Raw genomic sequence first — 16,369 nt, 5'->3', positions numbered from 1 at the left:
CGACGACCAACTACGCGTCGGGAAAGAACACGGCGATCTCCGTGCCCGATCCAACCGTGCTCGTCGCTCGCACGGAGCCGCCATGTGCCTCGGCCAAATGCTTCACGATGGCGAGACCGAGACCCGTGCCGCCCACTTCGCGCGAGCGTCCCGCATCGACGCGGTAGAAGCGTTCGAAAATGCGCGGCAGATGCTCACGCGGTATTCCGACGCCGGTGTCGCGCACGCCGACGACGGTTCCGCTGTCTCTGCGTTGCGCGAACACGGTCACGCTTCCGTTCGCCGTATAGCGCACCGCATTCTCGACCAGGTTCTGCAGAATCTGTCGTAATGCCGTCGGGTCGGCGGTGGCGCGCCCGGCGCCAGCAGAGATCGACGTGCGGAGGTCGAGCTTCTTGCGCGTGGCTTCCGACTGAACGATCGCGAGCACTTCGCCCGCGGCGGCGTTGAGATCGACGGAAATCGGATTGGGTGCCCAGCCGCCGGATTCGTAACGCGCCAGATCGAGCAGGTCGTCTACGATGCGCTGCATGCGCACGACGTTCGCCTGAATCGTGCCGACGAATTGACGGCGATGCTCGGGGCTGATGTCCGCGTCGAGAAGCGTTTCGGCGAACCCGCTGATCACCGTGAGCGGTGTTTTCAGCTCGTGTGAGACGTTGGCAACGAAATCGCGCCGAATGGTCTCGAGGCGACGCCGAGTCGTTAGGTCCAAAAGCGCGAGCACGGCACCGCCATCTGGCAATGGCCGGGCCGTGAGCGCAAGCGTGCGGCCCGCGAACAACATCTCGCGAAGCTCGGTGGGCGCGCCCGACATTGCGTCGCGCAGCGCGGCACGAACCGCTGGCTCCTGCGGAAGCCGATCCGCGGGGAAGGGCACCGCGCTCTCCACGCCGAGGAACGCGCGCGCTCTCTCGTTCAATCGAACGACGCTCCCGCGCCCACTGACGGCGACCACGCCTTCGTTGATCGATTCGACGAGCGCCGACATCAGCGCGTCGTCGGCTTCGAGCGCGTGCAGTCGCGTCGCCAATTGCTCGGACATCCGATGTAACGCGAGCGCCAGATCGCCGACTTCTCCGGGAGCCGAGAGCGACGGCCGCCGGTCGAGATCACCAGCAGCGATCGCTCGCGCCACGTCACGCAGCTCGACGACGGGACGCGTCACACTGCGCGAGAAGAGATACGCCAGCAGCAGCGTGCCGACGACTGCGATCAGGCCCGCGACAAGCACGTCTCGCCGAGCGCCGGACACGATATCTCGGAGCGTGGCGGTGCTGATCGATACCCGTACGAAGCCTAACGGGTGCCGGATCGCAACATAGAGCTCGTCGTCGCCAGCAGACGCGCTGCGCCGGTGACCGACGCCGATGCCCTGCGAACGTGCCGCGATGATCTCGGCTCGGGTCGAGTGGTTCTCGAGGTGTTGCAACTCCTCGCCGTCGAAGTGCGAATCGCCACGGACAACGCCCAACGAATCAATCAAGGTTACGCGGCGCTGGAGCGCCGCACCGGCCGAATCCGCCAACGCGTCGGTATCGAAGCCTGGCCGCCACAACATTCCAATCACCCGTGCTTCACGAGTCAGCTCTGCTGTCGTCTCTTCGACGAGGCGCGTCTCGAGGCGATTCCCGGACAGCACGACGATAGCTGCGACGAGCAGAAAGACCAGGACGAGCGAGCCCAGGACCAGCCGCTTGGTGAGCGTCACGCGTGCCCCCCGATGAAATGCCTCACGAGGAGCGCGCGGTTTCTGCCCGCAACCGGTAACCGAAGCCACGCACGGTTTCGATCAGCGCACCTGCGTGACCGAGCTTCGCGCGGAGTCGCTGAACGTGCATGTCGACGGTGCGTGTCTGAATGTCGGGCGCCGCTTCCCAGACTGTCTCGAGTAAGTGCCCGCGCGCCTGCACGCGTCCTCGACGCTCCGCGAGCATCAGGAGCAGTTTGTATTCGGTCGGTGTGAGGTCGACGACCGAACCCTCGACGAGCACGCGGTGCTCGCTTCGATCGATGTGGATCGGTCCAATTGCAAGCACATCGGACGGCGCACTGGGACCGGCAGCCATGCGTCGCAGAATGGCGCCGACGCGCAGCACGAGCTCCTGTGGGCTGAAGGGCTTCGTGAGATAGTCGTCGGCACCAAGAGCGAGACCACGTACCCGATCTGCTTCCTCGACGCGCGCCGTGAGCATCAGGACACCGACCGTCTCCGTCGCCTCTGAGCCGCGCAACTGCTCGAGGACGTCGTAGCCGGAGACATCCGGCAACATCAGATCGAGAACGATCAGCAAGGGTTGCTCACGCCGCGCGGCGTCGAGCGCATCGGTGCCGGTCGCCGCCGTCGACACGCGATATCCAGCCTTGGCAAGATGGTACACGATGAGCGCGACGATGTCGGCTTCGTCGTCAACGACGAGGATACGCTGACCTGCTTGTGTTGTCGCCTCGCCTGTCCCGCCGCCGGCTCCGAAGGTCACGCGCGCGTGCTCTCGCCCGCATGCGCGGGCTGGTCGATGCGGGTTGAGGCGAGTCGACGCTCGATCTTCGCGACGATCATCTCGATGGCCACGGGATTATGTCCGCCACGAGGCACGATGACGTCTGCGTACCGCTTGCTCGGCTCGACGAACTGCAGATGCATCGGCTGAACTGTCGTTAGGTACTGTTCGATGACGTCGTCGAGCGCGCGGCCTCGCTTGGCGACGTCGCGACGAATGCGCCGGATGAGGCGAATGTCCGCGTCCGCATCGACGAAGACTTTCACGTCGCAGAGATCGCGAACGCGCGCGTCGACGAACAGCAGAATGCCGTCGATGACGATGACCTCGGCCGCGGCAATCGATGTCTTCTGTGCGCTTCGCGCGTGTGAGACGAAATCGTAAATCGGCTTGTCGATCGACTCGCCGTCGAGAAGCGCGGTAAGATGAGTGAGGAGGAGCTCCCAGTCGAATGCATCGGGATGGTCCCAGTTGATGTGTCGTCGCTCCTCGAGTGGTACGTGCGCGAAGTTGCGGTAATACGCATCCATGTCGATGAACGCCACCGACGACGTGGAGAGTGCCTTCGCCACGTTTCTCGCGACGGTGGATTTGCCGGACCCGGTACCGCCTGCGATGCCGATGATGAGCGGCTTCACTGGTGATTGCCCGATCGAGTCACGCCTGGGCCCGGACGACGACATCGCGCAGAAGTTGACGTGGGCCGCGGTGGGAATGAAGCGGCCGCTCTGTCACGATCATGTATAAGCATACACTGCCACCTCCTCCGTCGTGCCGCTAGCTTGTCGCCATGATGCATCCCCTCTCGCTCGGCGCGGTGCAGCGCCGCGCGCCGCTTCTCGCATTTGCTGCTCTCGCGATCGGCTGCGCGACGCCGACATCGCGCTTCGACCTTCGCTCGACGCGCCTCACGCGGATCAATGTGCCGCCGAGCCCCCATCGCTCGGAAGTCGATTTAGTCGTCGCGGCCACGACGGACACACATGGGCGGCTTCGCAGCTGGGATTACTACGCCAACGCGCCCGAGCCCGAGCGCGGACTTACGCGCCTCGCGACAATCGTCGATTCGCTACGCGGTGCGAATCCCGGACGCGTTGTGCTCGTTGATGCGGGCGATCTGCTCCAGGGGAATCCGCTGACGTACGTGGCCGCTCGATTACCGAGCAGTTCGCTGCGACCCCATCCGGTGGCGGCGGCAATGAACGCGATGTCGTATGACGCGGCGGCGATCGGTAATCACGAATTCAATTATGGCGTGCCGACGCTGCGTCGCATGATAGCAGATGCGCGCTTCCCGATGCTGGCAGCCAACGCATATTCGTCTGACGGGCACCACGCGTTCACCGCGTGGAAAATGATCGTGCGCGAGGGGGTGAGGATCGGGCTCGTCGGCGGAACGACGCCCGGCTCCAACGTTTGGGATCGCGACAACCTCGCCGGTCGAATCGTTGTGCGCGACATCATCCCATCCGTTCGCGAATCGGTCGCCGCGGCGCGCGCCGCGGGCGCGGACGTCGTGATCGTGATGCTGCACTCGGGGCTCAACGAACCGTCGAGCTACGACACGGTGAGCACCAAGGTCGCGAGCGAGAATGTGACTGCGCGCGTCGCGCGTGAGGTGCCGGGGATCGATCTCATCGTCTATGGCCACTCCCACAAAGAGCTCGCCGATTCCATGATCGATGGCGCGCTACTCATGCAGCCGAAGAATTGGGCGACGAGTCTCGGCGTCGCGACGCTGCGACTGGCGCGAGAAGGCGCGCACTGGCGCGTCGTGGAGAAGCATAGCACGCTCATTCCTGCGGCCGGCCACGCCGAGAATGCGGTGGTGATCGCCGCGACGGAGGCAGCACACAAGGCAACGCTTGCCTATGCGACGCAACCGGTCGGCACGACGATCGTTGCGTGGCGCGCTGATTCGGCGCGCGTCCTCGATACACCGCTCATCGACTTCATTCTCGACGTCGAGCGCAAAGCAACCGGCGCGCAGCTCGCGTCGACGGCGGCCTTTTCGCTCGACGCGAATCTCGCGGCCGGGCCGGTAACCGTCGCGCGAATTGCGGCGCTGTATCCGTACGACAACACATTGCGCAAGATCCGAATCTCCGGGCGCCAGCTTCGCGATTATCTCGAGTTCAGCGCACGCTATTTCCGAACCGATGCACACGGCGTCGTTGGTGTCGATCCATCGATTCCAGGGTACAACTTCGACATCGTTGGCGGCGCCAACTACACAATCGACGTCTCGAAGCCGATCGGCGCGCGCATCACGAGACTCGAGTATCAGGGCCGACTGGTCGCGCCGACGGATAGCTTCACGTTCGCGCTCAACAACTATCGTCAGACGGGCGGCGGCGGCTACGCAATGCTCGCCGGCTCGAAGAATCTCGACGACCGCCAACTGGAGATTCGCCAGCTGCTCATCGACGAAGTACGCGCGCGGAAGACGCTGGATCCGTCGGAGTACGCTCGTCACAGCTGGGAGATCGTGCCTAACGCTGCCGTTGCGACGGCGTACGCGTCGATGCACCGCATTCCGGGCGAAGGCGCGACGCGGACGGCGGCGCGACCAGCGATAGCAGGCCGTCGTCTTCGCCTGATCGGCACGAACGACGTGCACGGCGCGCTCGAGCCGCGTCCGGACGCGAACGGCGTACTGCGCGGAGGCCTGGCGTACGTCGCCGCCGCGATTCAGCGCGCCGAGGCGGAATGCAAGCTGCCGCAGTGCACCGCGCTGCTGCTCGACGGCGGCGACGAGTTTCAGGGCACTCCGGCGTCGAACTTCGCCTTCGGCCGTCCCGTCGTCGATGTCTTCAATCAGCTCGGGCTGGCCGCGGGCGCCCTCGGCAACCACGAGTTCGATTGGGGACAGGATACGCTGCGCGCGCGCATGCGTCAGGCGCACTACGCGATCCTAGGCGCGAACGTCCGCGACACGCTGGGCCACGCCGTTCCGTGGATTCGGAGCGACACGCTGATTAGGCGCGGCGGGATCGAGGTCGGCGTCATCGGCCTCGCGACGAGATCGACGCCAACTTCGACACGTGCGTCGAATGTCGTTGGTTTGCGGTTCGATGATCCCGCGCCGATCGTCGACAGCCTAACGCGGCGGCTGCGAGCGAACGGGGCCGACGTTGTCGTCGTCGTGGCCCATGCCGGCGCTTTCTGCGACCGCACGGGCCGAAGCGGTTGTGCGGGCGAGATCGTCGACCTCGCACAGCGACTGAGCCAGCACGTGGACGCGATCATCAGTGGCCACACGCATTCCCTCGTGAATACGCTCGTACATGGCACGCCGATCGTTCAGGGACGTTCCCAGGGGCAGGCGATCGACGTCGTCGATTTGCCGCTCGATGCGCCTGAGGGGACGATGCCGGCGCACGACGTGCGCGACGTCCTGCCCGACTCCATTGCCCCGGATTCGGCGATCAATGCGCTCGTCGCTCAGGCGACGAGCGCAGCAGCGCCACGGGCCAATCGGCCCATCGCCCGAGTTGCGGAGTATATGAAGAAGTCCGCCACGGGCGCCGAAGAGCAAGTGGCGTTAGGCAATCTCATCGCGGACGCGATGCGCGTCGAAGGGAACGGCGACATCGGCATCATGAATAACGGCGGCATCCGCGCACCCTTGCGCGCGGGCACGGCGACGTACGGGGATCTCTTCGAGGTGCAGCCGTTTGGGAATATCCTCTATCGCGTGACCGTCGGCGGTCGCGACCTGCGGAGTTACTTCGAGAATCTTCTCGGCAAGCGACGGCCGATCGTCCACATCAGCGGAGCCGTGCTCGAGTACGATACGACGCGAGCGCCTGGCTCGCGGCTGGTCTCGGTCCGGATCGGCGATTCGCCGCTGGACGAGAATCGGAGCTATACCGTCGTCCTCAACGATTTCGAGTATACAGGCGGCAGCGGTCTCGGTTTCGGCAGCGCCGTTAGGCGGGCCGAAAACCTGGACCTCGTCGACCTCGACGCGTTCATCAGGTATCTCCAGCATCAACAACAGCCTGTGGCGTCACCCAACGACAAGCGCTTCGTGATTGCGCCTCGTCCATGAGCGCTGAAGTGCCGCGCTCCGTGCGCGTCTTCGTGAATGCCGTGGGCGTCGACGTACCGCCGGGTGCGTCCGTGCTTGACGCCATCCGCAGCTGGAGCGCCGACGAAGCGGCAGCAGTGACGCGTGGCGAGCGAGTCGTCACCGACAGCCGCGGACTCCCGATCGCCGCGGACGTGCGTGTCAGTGCCGGTTCGATCTTTCGTCTCATTCCGGCGCGAAAGCGCGACGGCGACGAGGTGACCGGTGGCTCCGACGCCTGAGCGCCGCACGTCGCCGACCATCGATCGCGAACTGCTGCGCCGTCTGCCCAAGGCAGAGCTGCACTGTCATCTCGATGGCTCGCTGCGGCCGGCAACACTGCTCGAGCTTGCGCGCGAATACGACGTGACGCTGCCGCGAACCGATGTCGATTCGCTCCGGTCGTACATGCGTGTGCACGATGCATCCACACTGGAGCAATATCTCGAGCGCTTCGACGTGACGCTCGCGGTGATGCAGACGGCCGATGCGCTCGAGCGAATCGCCTACGAGCTTGCTGAGGATGCCTCGGCCGACGGCGTTCGATACATCGAGGTGCGCTTTGCACCCATTCTCAATGTGCGTGGTGCGCTCGATCTCGGCGCGGCTGTCGAGGCGCCGTTGCGCGGCCTCGCGCGGGCGGCGAGCGAGATCGGCATCGTGGGCAAGGTGATCATCTGCGCATTGCGCACGATGGAGCCCGACGTCTCGCGCGAGCTCGCGCACCTCGCCGTCGCGTATCGACATCGCGGAGTCGTCGGTTTCGATCTCGCTGGCGGCGAGCACGGCCATCCGGCAACGCTTCACGCCGACGCGTTCCGTTACGCGAGAGAGCACGACCTCGCCTGCACGTGCCACGCAGGGGAAGGTGATGGCGCGCAATCAATCCGGCAGGCGGTCCACGTCTGTGGCGCGCATCGGATCGGGCACGCGACGCGCCTTGCCGAAGATGAATCGCTCACGCAATACGTCAACGATCGCCGCATTCCGCTCGAGATCTGCCTAACGAGCAACGTCCAGACGAGGGCAACGGAACACTTCGAGACGCATCCGCTGCGCGAGTACTACGATCGCGGGCTCAACGTCGTGCTCAACACCGATAATCGGTTGATGAGCGACACGACGCTCACGGACGAATACGAGGCCGCGGCAACGCACCTTGGCTTCACCCTGGCCGAGCTGTGCAAGGTGGCGCGAAACGGCTTCGCCGCGGCGTTTCTTCCCTGGGAAGAGCGGCGTCTGCTGCTCGCCGACGCCGATCGCGACATCGCGGCGCTCGAAGCCGGATGTCCAGAATGAACGCGATCCAGGTGCCTCGTGTGGCCTACGGCGCCAGCGACGCGACCGCCGCTGCGGATCACGTACGCTCGGTCCTCGGCGACGTCAAGCCCGTCGCCGCACTGATCCTCGGATCAGGGCTGGGCGGTCTCGCCAATCGAATCACTGACGGCGCGCGAATTCCGTTCGGTCAGATTCCCGGCTTTCCGTCCGCCATGGTGGCGGGACACGCGGGGGTCCTGATCGCCGGCAGGCTCGCCGGGCGGCCGGTCATTGCGCTCGCGGGGCGCTTTCACATGTACGAAGGACACGCCGCCGCGCTCGCGGCGTTTCCGACTCGCGTTCTGGCAGCGTTAGGCGCAAAGACGCTCATCGTCTCGAACGCAGCTGGCGGCATTCGCCCGAATCTCACGCCCGGCGACCTGATGCTCATACGCGATCACATCAATTTCATGTTTCTCAATCCTCTCATCGGCCCGGTCACGGGCGACGAGGTCCGGTTCCCCGACATGTCGTCGCCCTACGACGATGCGCTCTGTGTGGTGGCGCGAAACGTTGCGCGCGACGAGGGCATCTCGCTCACCGAAGGCGTATACTGTGGGCTGCTTGGTCCGACCTACGAGACAGCGGCCGAAGTGCGCATGCTCTCGTTTCTGGGTGCGGATGCGGTCGGGATGTCAACGGTACCCGAGGCGATCGTCGCTCGCTCACTCGGTTTGCGCGTCCTCGGTGTGAGCTGTGTGACCAATCTGGCCTGCGGGCTCTCGACGACGCCGATCACGCACCACGAGGTCATCGAGACGACCGCCCGTGCCGCCGCGAAGTTCGAGCGTCTGGTGAGCGGCGTCGTCGCCCGCTTATGAACCGCGACTGTTCGTGCGCTGCGGTGGCGGAGCCGGTAACGCCCTCACGCGCTGCTTGAAGTCGTGAAAGCGCGGCGAGTCGTACGTCAGCGAGCGGAGAATCGCCGGATCGATCTTGTCGATGATCGCCTGAGTGTCTGCAATTCGGCTCTCCTCGGTCGGGTGCGTGCCGAACCAGAGGTCGACGGCGCCCGGATTCGACTGTCGCTCGTCGATGAGAATCTGAAACATCTCGGGAATTCCCTTGGGGCTGATCCCCGCGCGTACGACGTTCGCAATACCCACTTCGTCGGCCTGTGCTTCGTCATTGCGGCTGAATTTGGCGAAGAGCGCGCCGCCGGCGACGTTGATTCCTGCCTGCGCGATCTCGCTCCCACACGCGTTGAGCAGTACGCAACCGAGGGTAACTCCGACTTGCGCGCCCTGCTGTTGCTGCATCTGCTTGATCGTGTGACGCTCGACGACGTGGCCGATCTCGTGTCCGAGCACGCCGGCCAGCTCGCTCAGATTCCGTGCGCGCTCGATCAGCCCACGATTGACGTAGATGTAACCACCCGGTACGGCGAACGCGTTGACTTCCGCGCTGTTGACGACGAAAAACTGCCACGGTAGGTCGCCCCGCGCGGTGAGCCGCGCGATCGAATCGCCGAGTACGTTGATGTAGCGATTGACCTCAGGGTCCTGAATGATGGGAAGCTGCGCGTTGATTTGTTGACTGTATTGCGCGCCGAGTTCCACTTCCTGCTGCGTGGAGACGCTGCACCCCGCGGCCGTGACGGCCAACAGTGCACCGGCTAGAATTCGTCTCATGATCGTTCTCGCATATCGTGGTTAGGCTCGCCGAAAGCAAACCCTGATTCGCCGTCCCGTTCAAGGCCTACTCGCGTGCGCGTGCTGAGCATAGCCCGGGACCTGCAGCGCCGACACGCGCGCGAGCGCCACGGGCTCTTCATAGCCGAAGGCGTTCGCACCGTAGCCGAGCTTCTCCATTCCCCCCTCACTATTCGCGGCGTCCTCGCCGCACCAGCACCTGATCTCACTCACACGGAGCCGCTCCTTGTAGCAGTGCGCGAGCGCGGGATTCCGGTGCAAGAGGTCACGTCCGCCGAATTCGCGTCCGCGTCAGGAACCGAAACACCCCAGGGAATCCTCGCCATCGCCGAAGTCCCCCAATGCGATCTCACCACTCTGCAACTGACCGAGCCGTTTCGCCTCCTGGTACTCGACGGCGTGCAGGATCCTGGCAACGTCGGAACAATCGTACGCACGGCGGCGGCTCTGGGAGCTGCCGCCATCGTCAGTCTGCCCGGAACCGTTGACCTCTGGAATGCCAAAGTCGTCCGTAGTTCAATGGGGGCTTTGTTCCACCACCCTACGCTTGCTTGTACCTGGGAGGAGCTGACCGCGTTCCGTTTCGAGCGTCAGTTTTCGCTTTGGGGCGCCGATGCCGCGGGCGAGTCCCTGTTCCGACTCGTTCAGGGAGGCGACGCCATCCCGGCTCGGCTGGCGCTAGCGGTTGGGAACGAAGGAGCAGGACTCTCAGCCCGAACGCGAGAAAGCGCCGACAAGCTCGTGTCGGTCGAGATTGCGCCAGCGGTGGAGTCGCTCAACGTCGCCGTTGCGACAGGTATCCTTCTTTATGAGCTACGATTGAATGATCGGAATAAGTCCTGAACTAGCGCCAGCATTCGCGTTCCTGTTCGGAGCCTGTATCGGCTCTTTTCTGAACGTGTGCATCGTTCGGTGGCCGCGAGAGCAGTCGGTGATTCGACCACGCTCTCGCTGCCCGCAGTGCGGGCATCGCCTCGCTTGGTTCGAGAACATTCCGATCGTGAGCTGGCTCGCGTTGCGCGCGCGTTGTCGCTGCTGTGCGGAACCGATTTCTCCCATGTATGTCATCGGTGAGCTGACGGTTGCTCTGGGATGGCTCGCCTGCGTGCTTGCATTCGGTCCAACATTCACGGCCATTCGCGTCGCCGTGTTCGGGACGGTCTTGCTCGGTGTCGCGCTGACCGACGCGCAGACTTATCTCATACCCGATGGGTTCACACTCTTCGGCCTCTTCTGGACTCTGCTCACCGCAATCGTCGCGTTCTTCCTCGGACAGGGTTCGCTCTTCGCAGGTCCCTACGAAGCGCTGATCGGCGCCTGCGCGGGAGCCGGCATGATCGCGATCGTTGGATGGCTGGGTGAAGTTGCGCTCAGGAAGGAAGCGATGGGTCTCGGGGACGTCACTTTGATGGCGTTCATCGGCGGCGCGCTCGGTCCACAGCGCGCGATCATGACGGTGTTCGTCGCGTCGGCTCTCGGTGCGGTCACTTTTTTAGGCGTCGTGTATCCGATTACGTGGTTTCGCCGTACGCATACACGTGAGCAAACCGAGCTTGCTCTGGGCGGCGGCCCATTCGCAGCGCCGCTCGTTCCATTCGGCGTCTTCCTTGCGCCTGCTGCGATGCTGACGTTGCTTTGGGGAGAGACGTGGCTCGGGTGGCTCCTGAGGAGCTGAGGGGTAGAAAGGAGGGGCTAGAGATTAGGGGCTAAGGGCTAGGCGCGGCGTTCAAAGGCGCCCATCGTCGATGTCCCTCGGCCCTAGCCCCAAGAGCCTAGCCCCTTCGCTTGTGCCCCTAGCCCCTAACCCTTTTTTGTCGTGATTGGAGATTTCCTGGCGCCAGAGGGTGATGCGCTCAAACGCTTCACTCGCGATCTCACGACGGACGCACGCGGCGGGCGCCTCGAACCCGTTCGTTGTCGCGACGCCGAAGTCGATCGGGTGATCGATATCCTGCTGCGGCACGGCAAGAACAATCCAGCGCTCGTCGGACCGGCCGGTGTGGGAAAGACCGCAATTGCCGAAGGTCTGGCGCAACGCATTGCCGAAGGGCGCGTGCCGCTGGTCCTGCGCAACGTGCGCCTGCTCTCGCTGGATCACGTTGGGCTGCTCGCGGGCACGACCTATCGCGGACAGTACGAACAGCGCATCAGCGCACTCGTCGCCGAGACGACCGCTGCACGCAACGTGATCCTCTTCATCGACGAGTTGCACAATCTGATCGGACAGGGCACCGCGCTCGGCGCCGCGATGGATGCCGCCAACATGCTCAAGCCGGCGCTCGTCCGCGGCGACTTCCGCGTTATCGGCGCGACGACGAACGACGAATACGAGAAGTGGATTCTCGGTGATCCAGCGCTGGAGCGCCGCTTTCAGAAGGTCGCCGTGCGGGAGCTAGGCGCCGTGGAGGCGCTCGAGATTCTGCAAGCGCGTAAGGAGCGACTCGAGCGACATCACAATGTGCTCATCTCCGACGAAGCGCTCCGCTCGTCGGTGACGCTCACCGACGAGTACGTGACCGATCGGATGCGTCCCGACAAAGCGATCGACGCGCTGGACGAGGCGTGTGCGCACATGCAAGCGGTCGCGAGCTATCCGCCGCGAGCCGAGGAGCTCATGCGGCGCCGCGTGTCGTTGCTGCGCCGTGAAGCGGCGAAGAACGAGTCGAATGACCGACGTAGCGTTAGGCAGGAAGCAGTCGCGGAGGACGAGCGGGACGCCGCCGAGCGGACTGAGGATCGCTACCCGCAGGATGGCTTCGGCGCGCTCGAGCGGTTTGGCGCGGAGCTCGAGGCGCTGTTCATGGGGCCTCCGCCGAAACGTCCCGCGCCAAGCGCGAGCGCGAGCGCCAGCACGGAGGCAGCGGCGCCGACCAGCGCAGCTCCGGCGACACCGAGCACGGCGTCGCTCTCCGAAGTGGAGTCCGAGTTGAGTCGGCTCCTGATGGAGCAGGGAATCGTCGTCCGCGGGCACGACATCGCGCGTGTCGTGAGTCTGATGTCGGGAAAGAGCGTGGCGTGGACCGATTGAGGCAGTTCGCGACGCTAGCGCTGCTGCTCCCTGCGGCCGCCTGCCGCCGCGGCGCTTCGGAACAGTCGTACGCCGATCACGTCAAGGAAGACATTCCGAGGATCGAGAAGGCGGTCGGTGTCCGGTTCAAGCAACCGCCGAAATTCGAGGTCAAGTCGAGGGCGCAGGTGCGCGCTTTTCTGCTCGCTCAGCTCAGCGATTCGGCGACACAACGCGATCTCGCTGGAAAGGAAGCTGCGTACAAGCTGCTCGGGTTGATCCCCGACACGATGAACGTGCGAAAGCTGCTCGTGGATCTGCTCACCGAGCAGATCCTCGGCTTCTACGATCCGAAGACGAAAGTGCTTTACATCATGAACGGCGCGCCGGACGACGTTGTCGGCGTGACGATCTATCACGAGCTCGTGCACGCGCTCCAGGATCAGTATTTCAACCTCGACTCGTTGCAACATCAAAGCGGGGACGATGATCGGCAAACTGCCGCACAAGCGGTGATCGAGGGTGAAGCCACATACGAGCAGATGACCTGGATGCTGGGCGCACGTGCCAGCCTCGCGACCCAACTGCCGGGCGGCCAGGATCGCATGCGCGACTTGATCCGCGACTCGCAGAGCTCACCGATCTTCAGTGCGGCGCCGATGGTGATCCAGGAGGAATTGCTGTTCCCCTATATCAACGGCGCGGAGTTCGTGAGGCGCTTCAAGGAGCACGAGCCTGGACGACTGCCATTTCAGGATATGCCGCAGTCGACCGAACAAGTGATGCATGACCGCGCGTTCTTCACAACGCCCCGAGACGCGCCCATTCGCATTACAGTACCCAGGATTCCAGGCACGATCTACGAGAACACCCTGGGTGAGTTCGATACCCGCCTCTTTTTGTTCGAGCACCTCGGAGATCAAGACGTGGCGTCGCGCGCGGCGATTGGCTGGGGCGGCGATCGCTACGCGATAGTGCATACGTCCGGTGGCAATGGTCTCGCCTGGGTGTCGGCGTGGGATAGCGCGATCGACGCGGCAGAGTTCGTGAATGCGTTAGGCGAGGCATTCGAGAAGCGCTACCGCGCCCCGGCGGCAAAGAGCGGTGCCGGCGGTGTGCGCACCTACAACGGCAGCGGGCGAACGGTTGTCGTGACTCCGCGCGAGATCGACGGCAGGAACGTCGTGCTCGTCGTCGATGTCCCAACGGGCACGTCGACGCAGTTGGTCGATTTGGCTCGCCTGACTCTGGGCGGCTGAGCGGCGCACGAATGCAACTCCTGCAGGACGAAGCGACTCGTCAGGCGCAGCTCGACCGCATGAAACGCCGGGCGACGGCGTTGCTCGTGCTGGCAACCGTGATCTTCTTCGTCACGCGCTTGCTGGTGACGCGCTACCCGTGGCTCGACGTCATTCGAGCAACGGCGGAAGCGGCAATGGTTGGCGGCTTGGCCGACTGGTTCGCGGTGACCGCGCTCTTCCGTCATCCGATGGGGATTCCGATCCCGCACACCGCGATCGTGCCGGCTCGAAAAGACCGTGTGGGGCGTACGCTCGGCGCGTTCGTGCAGAAGAACTTTCTCACGCGCGACGTGATCGCGAACCGGCTGCGAAGTCTCGACGTGGCACCGCGACTGGCGGAGTGGCTCGCGAGTCCGGACAACGTGCGACAGATCGCGCGACACGCGGCGTCATCGCTCGCCTCGGCTGCTCAACTGGTCCGCGACGAGGACGTCGAGGCATTCATCGATCGGGGCGTGGCCGAGCGTGTCCGTGCCATCAAGGCTGCCCCATTGCTCAGTCGATTGTTGTCGATCATCACCGCCGACAACCGACATCAGGAGTTGCTCAACGACGCGATACGGCTGGCGGCCAATGCCGTGGAGGACAGTCACGCGCTCATCCGACTCCGTGTCGAGGAGGAGACGCCGTGGTGGGTGCCCAGCGCCATCGACGACAAGATCTATCGCAAGATCGTATCGGCCATCGAGCGAACTCTCATCGAGGTCCGGGACGATTCGACGCACCCACTGCGCGAGCGCTTCGACATCGCGATCGACAACTTCATCGAGAAACTGAATAATTCGCCGGCCGTCGCCGCGCGCATCGAGGCACTCAAGGAAGAGTTGCTCCTGAGCGATGCGGCGCGGCGATTCTCGTCTGGGCTGTGGGGCCGCGCCAAGACGGCGCTCGTTCGCTACGCAGAGGCGCCAGAGGAGGTTGCGCCGGGAACGATCGAGCGCGCGATCAACGCGTTCGGCGAAGCAGTGGTGAAGGATCCCGAGCTGCTTCAGAAGATCGACGACTTTATCGTCGATGTCGCGATGTTCCTCGTCGACCGGTATCAGAGTGAGGTGGCTGACCTCATCGCGCACACCGTTGCGTCGTGGGACCCGGATGTCACGTCGCGGCGCGTCGAGCTGGCCATTGGGCGCGATCTTCAATTCATTCGCATCAACGGTACGCTCGTCGGGGGACTCGCGGGGACGGTGATTTACTTGATTTCGAAGTGGATGAAGTAGCTGGGGATTGGTGGCCTGGTCGTTGGTGGCTCGTAATACCGAAGGCCGGCGCGTGGTGCGCGCCGGCCGTTCCGAATCACAAGCAACCAACCACCAAGCACCAACCACCAATCACGCCCCGCGCGCCGCCACCGAATCTTCGCGATCCACTCTCGTTGACGAGCCCGCGATACCTGGCGACGGCTCCGGCTCGGTGACGTCGGCGACGCCTAACGGTGCTGGGAGCAATGCCAGGTGCAGCACCTCGTCCATGCGCTCGACGAAGGTGAACGCCATGTTTTGCTTCACTTCGGCGGGCACGTCGCGAAGGTCCTTTTCGTTCGACTTTGGGAGAATCACCTCGCGCAAACCCGCTCGATAGGCAGCCAGGATCTTCTCCTTCAAACCGCCGATCTCGAGCACTTTTCCACGGAGCGTGACCTCGCCGGTCATCGCCACGTCGCGTCGCACCGGCCGGCCGCTGAGCGTGCTGGCGATCGTGAGCGTGAGCGTGATGCCCGCGCTCGGTCCGTCCTTCGGGATCGCACCAGCAGGAAGGTGAATGTGTAGATCGTATTCGCGGAAATCCGAATCTGGAATCCCGAGTTGGCCGGCGCGCGATCGCACGTAGGAGTAGGCCGCATCGACGCTTTCGCGCATGACTTCGCCGAGCTGACCCGTAACCGTCAGACGGCCGGTACCAGGCATCTTCAGCGCCTCGATGATCATGAGATCGCCGCCCGTCGCCGTCCAGGCGAGGCCCGTGGCGACACCGACTTCGGGGACCTTCTCCGCTTCCTCGACTGCATAACGAGGAATGCCGAGGATCTCTTCGACTTTTTCGAGGTCGATCACCCACGCGCCCTCTTCGCCCTCTGCCTTGCGGCGCGCCCGCTTCCTCATGATCGCCGCGAGATTGCGCTCGAAATTGCGCAGGCCGGCTTCTCGTGAATACCGATTCGAGATGAAGGAAAGCGACTCGTCGGTGAACTGTATGTCTTTGTCGGTGATGCCGTGCTCCTCGAGCAGGCGGGGAAGCATGTACCGCCATGCGATCTCGACTTTCTCCTCGACGGTGTAGCCGGCGATCTTGATGACTTCCATGCGGTCGCGGAGCGGCGCGGGAATGTCGTACAGATTGTTCGCCGTGCAGACGAAGAGCGAGGAGGAAAGGTCGAAGGGCAGGTTGAGATAATGATCGACGAAGGCGTTGTTCTGCGACGGATCGAGGACCTCGAGCATCGCCGCCGTCGGGTCGCCGCTCGGGCCCCCGCCGGACATCTTGTCGATCTCGTCGATCATGAGAATCGGATCGCG

The 16,369-nt window shown here is 64.1% G+C and carries 15 protein-coding genes; 10 read left to right on the top strand and 5 right to left on the bottom strand.

The genetic code is table 11. The features are described from left to right. Positions 1-10: 10 nt before the first annotated feature. The 3 genes from VGH98_00505 to udk are packed head-to-tail and all read right to left on the bottom strand — an operon-like array spanning position 11 to position 3,139. A complete protein-coding gene (locus tag VGH98_00505; protein ID HEY2374427.1) occupies positions 11-1,711 on the bottom strand; it encodes an ATP-binding protein in 1,701 nt (566 codons plus the stop codon). Between the two features lie 22 nt (positions 1,712-1,733). Beyond that, positions 1,734-2,480, bottom strand: coding sequence for a response regulator transcription factor (locus tag VGH98_00500; GenBank protein ID HEY2374426.1), 747 nt, complete (start codon positions 2,478-2,480; stop codon positions 1,734-1,736). Then, positions 2,477-3,139, bottom strand: a complete 663-nt coding sequence (gene udk, locus VGH98_00495; GenBank protein HEY2374425.1) for a uridine kinase — start codon at positions 3,137-3,139, stop codon at positions 2,477-2,479. The genes VGH98_00500 and udk overlap by 4 nt, the downstream gene beginning before the upstream one ends. Here udk and VGH98_00490 point away from each other — a divergent pair. From VGH98_00490 to VGH98_00470, 5 genes are read left to right on the top strand one after another with little or no spacing between them, the layout of a single operon-like run. Next, positions 3,036-3,248 (top strand): hypothetical protein, encoded by a 213-nt coding sequence (locus VGH98_00490; GenBank protein ID HEY2374424.1) that lies wholly within the window; start codon positions 3,036-3,038, stop codon positions 3,246-3,248. The two genes, udk and VGH98_00490, sit on opposite strands and share 104 nt — an antisense overlap. A 43-nt stretch (positions 3,249-3,291) precedes the next feature. Continuing rightward, entirely contained in the window at positions 3,292-6,555 is a 3,264-nt protein-coding gene (locus tag VGH98_00485; protein HEY2374423.1) for a 5'-nucleotidase C-terminal domain-containing protein, read from the top strand. Beyond that, on the top strand, positions 6,552-6,815 hold the full coding sequence (locus VGH98_00480; GenBank protein ID HEY2374422.1) for a hypothetical protein: 264 nt from the start codon (positions 6,552-6,554) through the stop codon (positions 6,813-6,815). Before VGH98_00485 ends, VGH98_00480 begins: the two co-directional genes overlap by 4 nt. Beyond that, on the top strand, positions 6,799-7,872 hold the full coding sequence (add, locus tag VGH98_00475; GenBank protein HEY2374421.1) for an adenosine deaminase: 1,074 nt from the start codon (positions 6,799-6,801) through the stop codon (positions 7,870-7,872). The genes VGH98_00480 and add overlap by 17 nt, the downstream gene beginning before the upstream one ends. After that, positions 7,869-8,714 (top strand): purine-nucleoside phosphorylase, encoded by an 846-nt coding sequence (locus VGH98_00470; protein ID HEY2374420.1) that lies wholly within the window; start codon positions 7,869-7,871, stop codon positions 8,712-8,714. Before add ends, VGH98_00470 begins: the two co-directional genes overlap by 4 nt. Here VGH98_00470 and VGH98_00465 read toward each other — a convergent pair. Beyond that, entirely contained in the window at positions 8,709-9,524 is an 816-nt protein-coding gene (locus VGH98_00465) for a M48 family metallopeptidase (protein HEY2374419.1), read from the bottom strand. The genes VGH98_00470 and VGH98_00465 overlap by 6 nt on opposite strands. Before the next feature lie 75 nt (positions 9,525-9,599). Between VGH98_00465 and VGH98_00460 the strand changes: the two genes are divergently transcribed. From VGH98_00460 to VGH98_00440, 5 genes are all read left to right on the top strand, one after another. Beyond that, positions 9,600-10,388: an RNA methyltransferase gene (locus VGH98_00460; protein HEY2374418.1), complete on the top strand. Its 789-nt coding sequence runs from the start codon at positions 9,600-9,602 to the stop codon at positions 10,386-10,388. After that, a complete protein-coding gene (locus tag VGH98_00455; protein HEY2374417.1) occupies positions 10,369-11,220 on the top strand; it encodes a prepilin peptidase in 852 nt (283 codons plus the stop codon). Before VGH98_00460 ends, VGH98_00455 begins: the two co-directional genes overlap by 20 nt. 141 nt (positions 11,221-11,361) lie before the next feature. After that, on the top strand, positions 11,362-12,573 hold the full coding sequence (locus tag VGH98_00450) for an AAA family ATPase (GenBank protein HEY2374416.1): 1,212 nt from the start codon (positions 11,362-11,364) through the stop codon (positions 12,571-12,573). Then, positions 12,561-13,811 (top strand): hypothetical protein, encoded by a 1,251-nt coding sequence (locus VGH98_00445; protein HEY2374415.1) that lies wholly within the window; start codon positions 12,561-12,563, stop codon positions 13,809-13,811. The genes VGH98_00450 and VGH98_00445 overlap by 13 nt, the downstream gene beginning before the upstream one ends. Positions 13,812-13,822: 11 nt before the next feature. Then, the gene (locus tag VGH98_00440) at positions 13,823-15,073 is read left to right on the top strand and encodes a DUF445 family protein (protein HEY2374414.1); all 1,251 of its coding nucleotides are present in this window, start codon (positions 13,823-13,825) and stop codon (positions 15,071-15,073) included. Between the two features lie 111 nt (positions 15,074-15,184). On the opposite strand, the gene VGH98_00435 is transcribed toward VGH98_00440, so the two are convergent. Next, positions 15,185-16,369, bottom strand: a 1,185-nt coding sequence (locus VGH98_00435) for a S16 family serine protease (protein HEY2374413.1), incomplete at its 5' end; no start/stop codon positions are given.

The organism is Gemmatimonadaceae bacterium, from assembly GCA_036496605.1.
Taxonomy (GTDB): Bacteria; Gemmatimonadota; Gemmatimonadetes; order Gemmatimonadales; family Gemmatimonadaceae; genus AG2.
The sequence above is the reverse complement of the archived record's forward strand: the minus strand, read 5'-3'. Positions and strand labels throughout refer to the sequence as shown.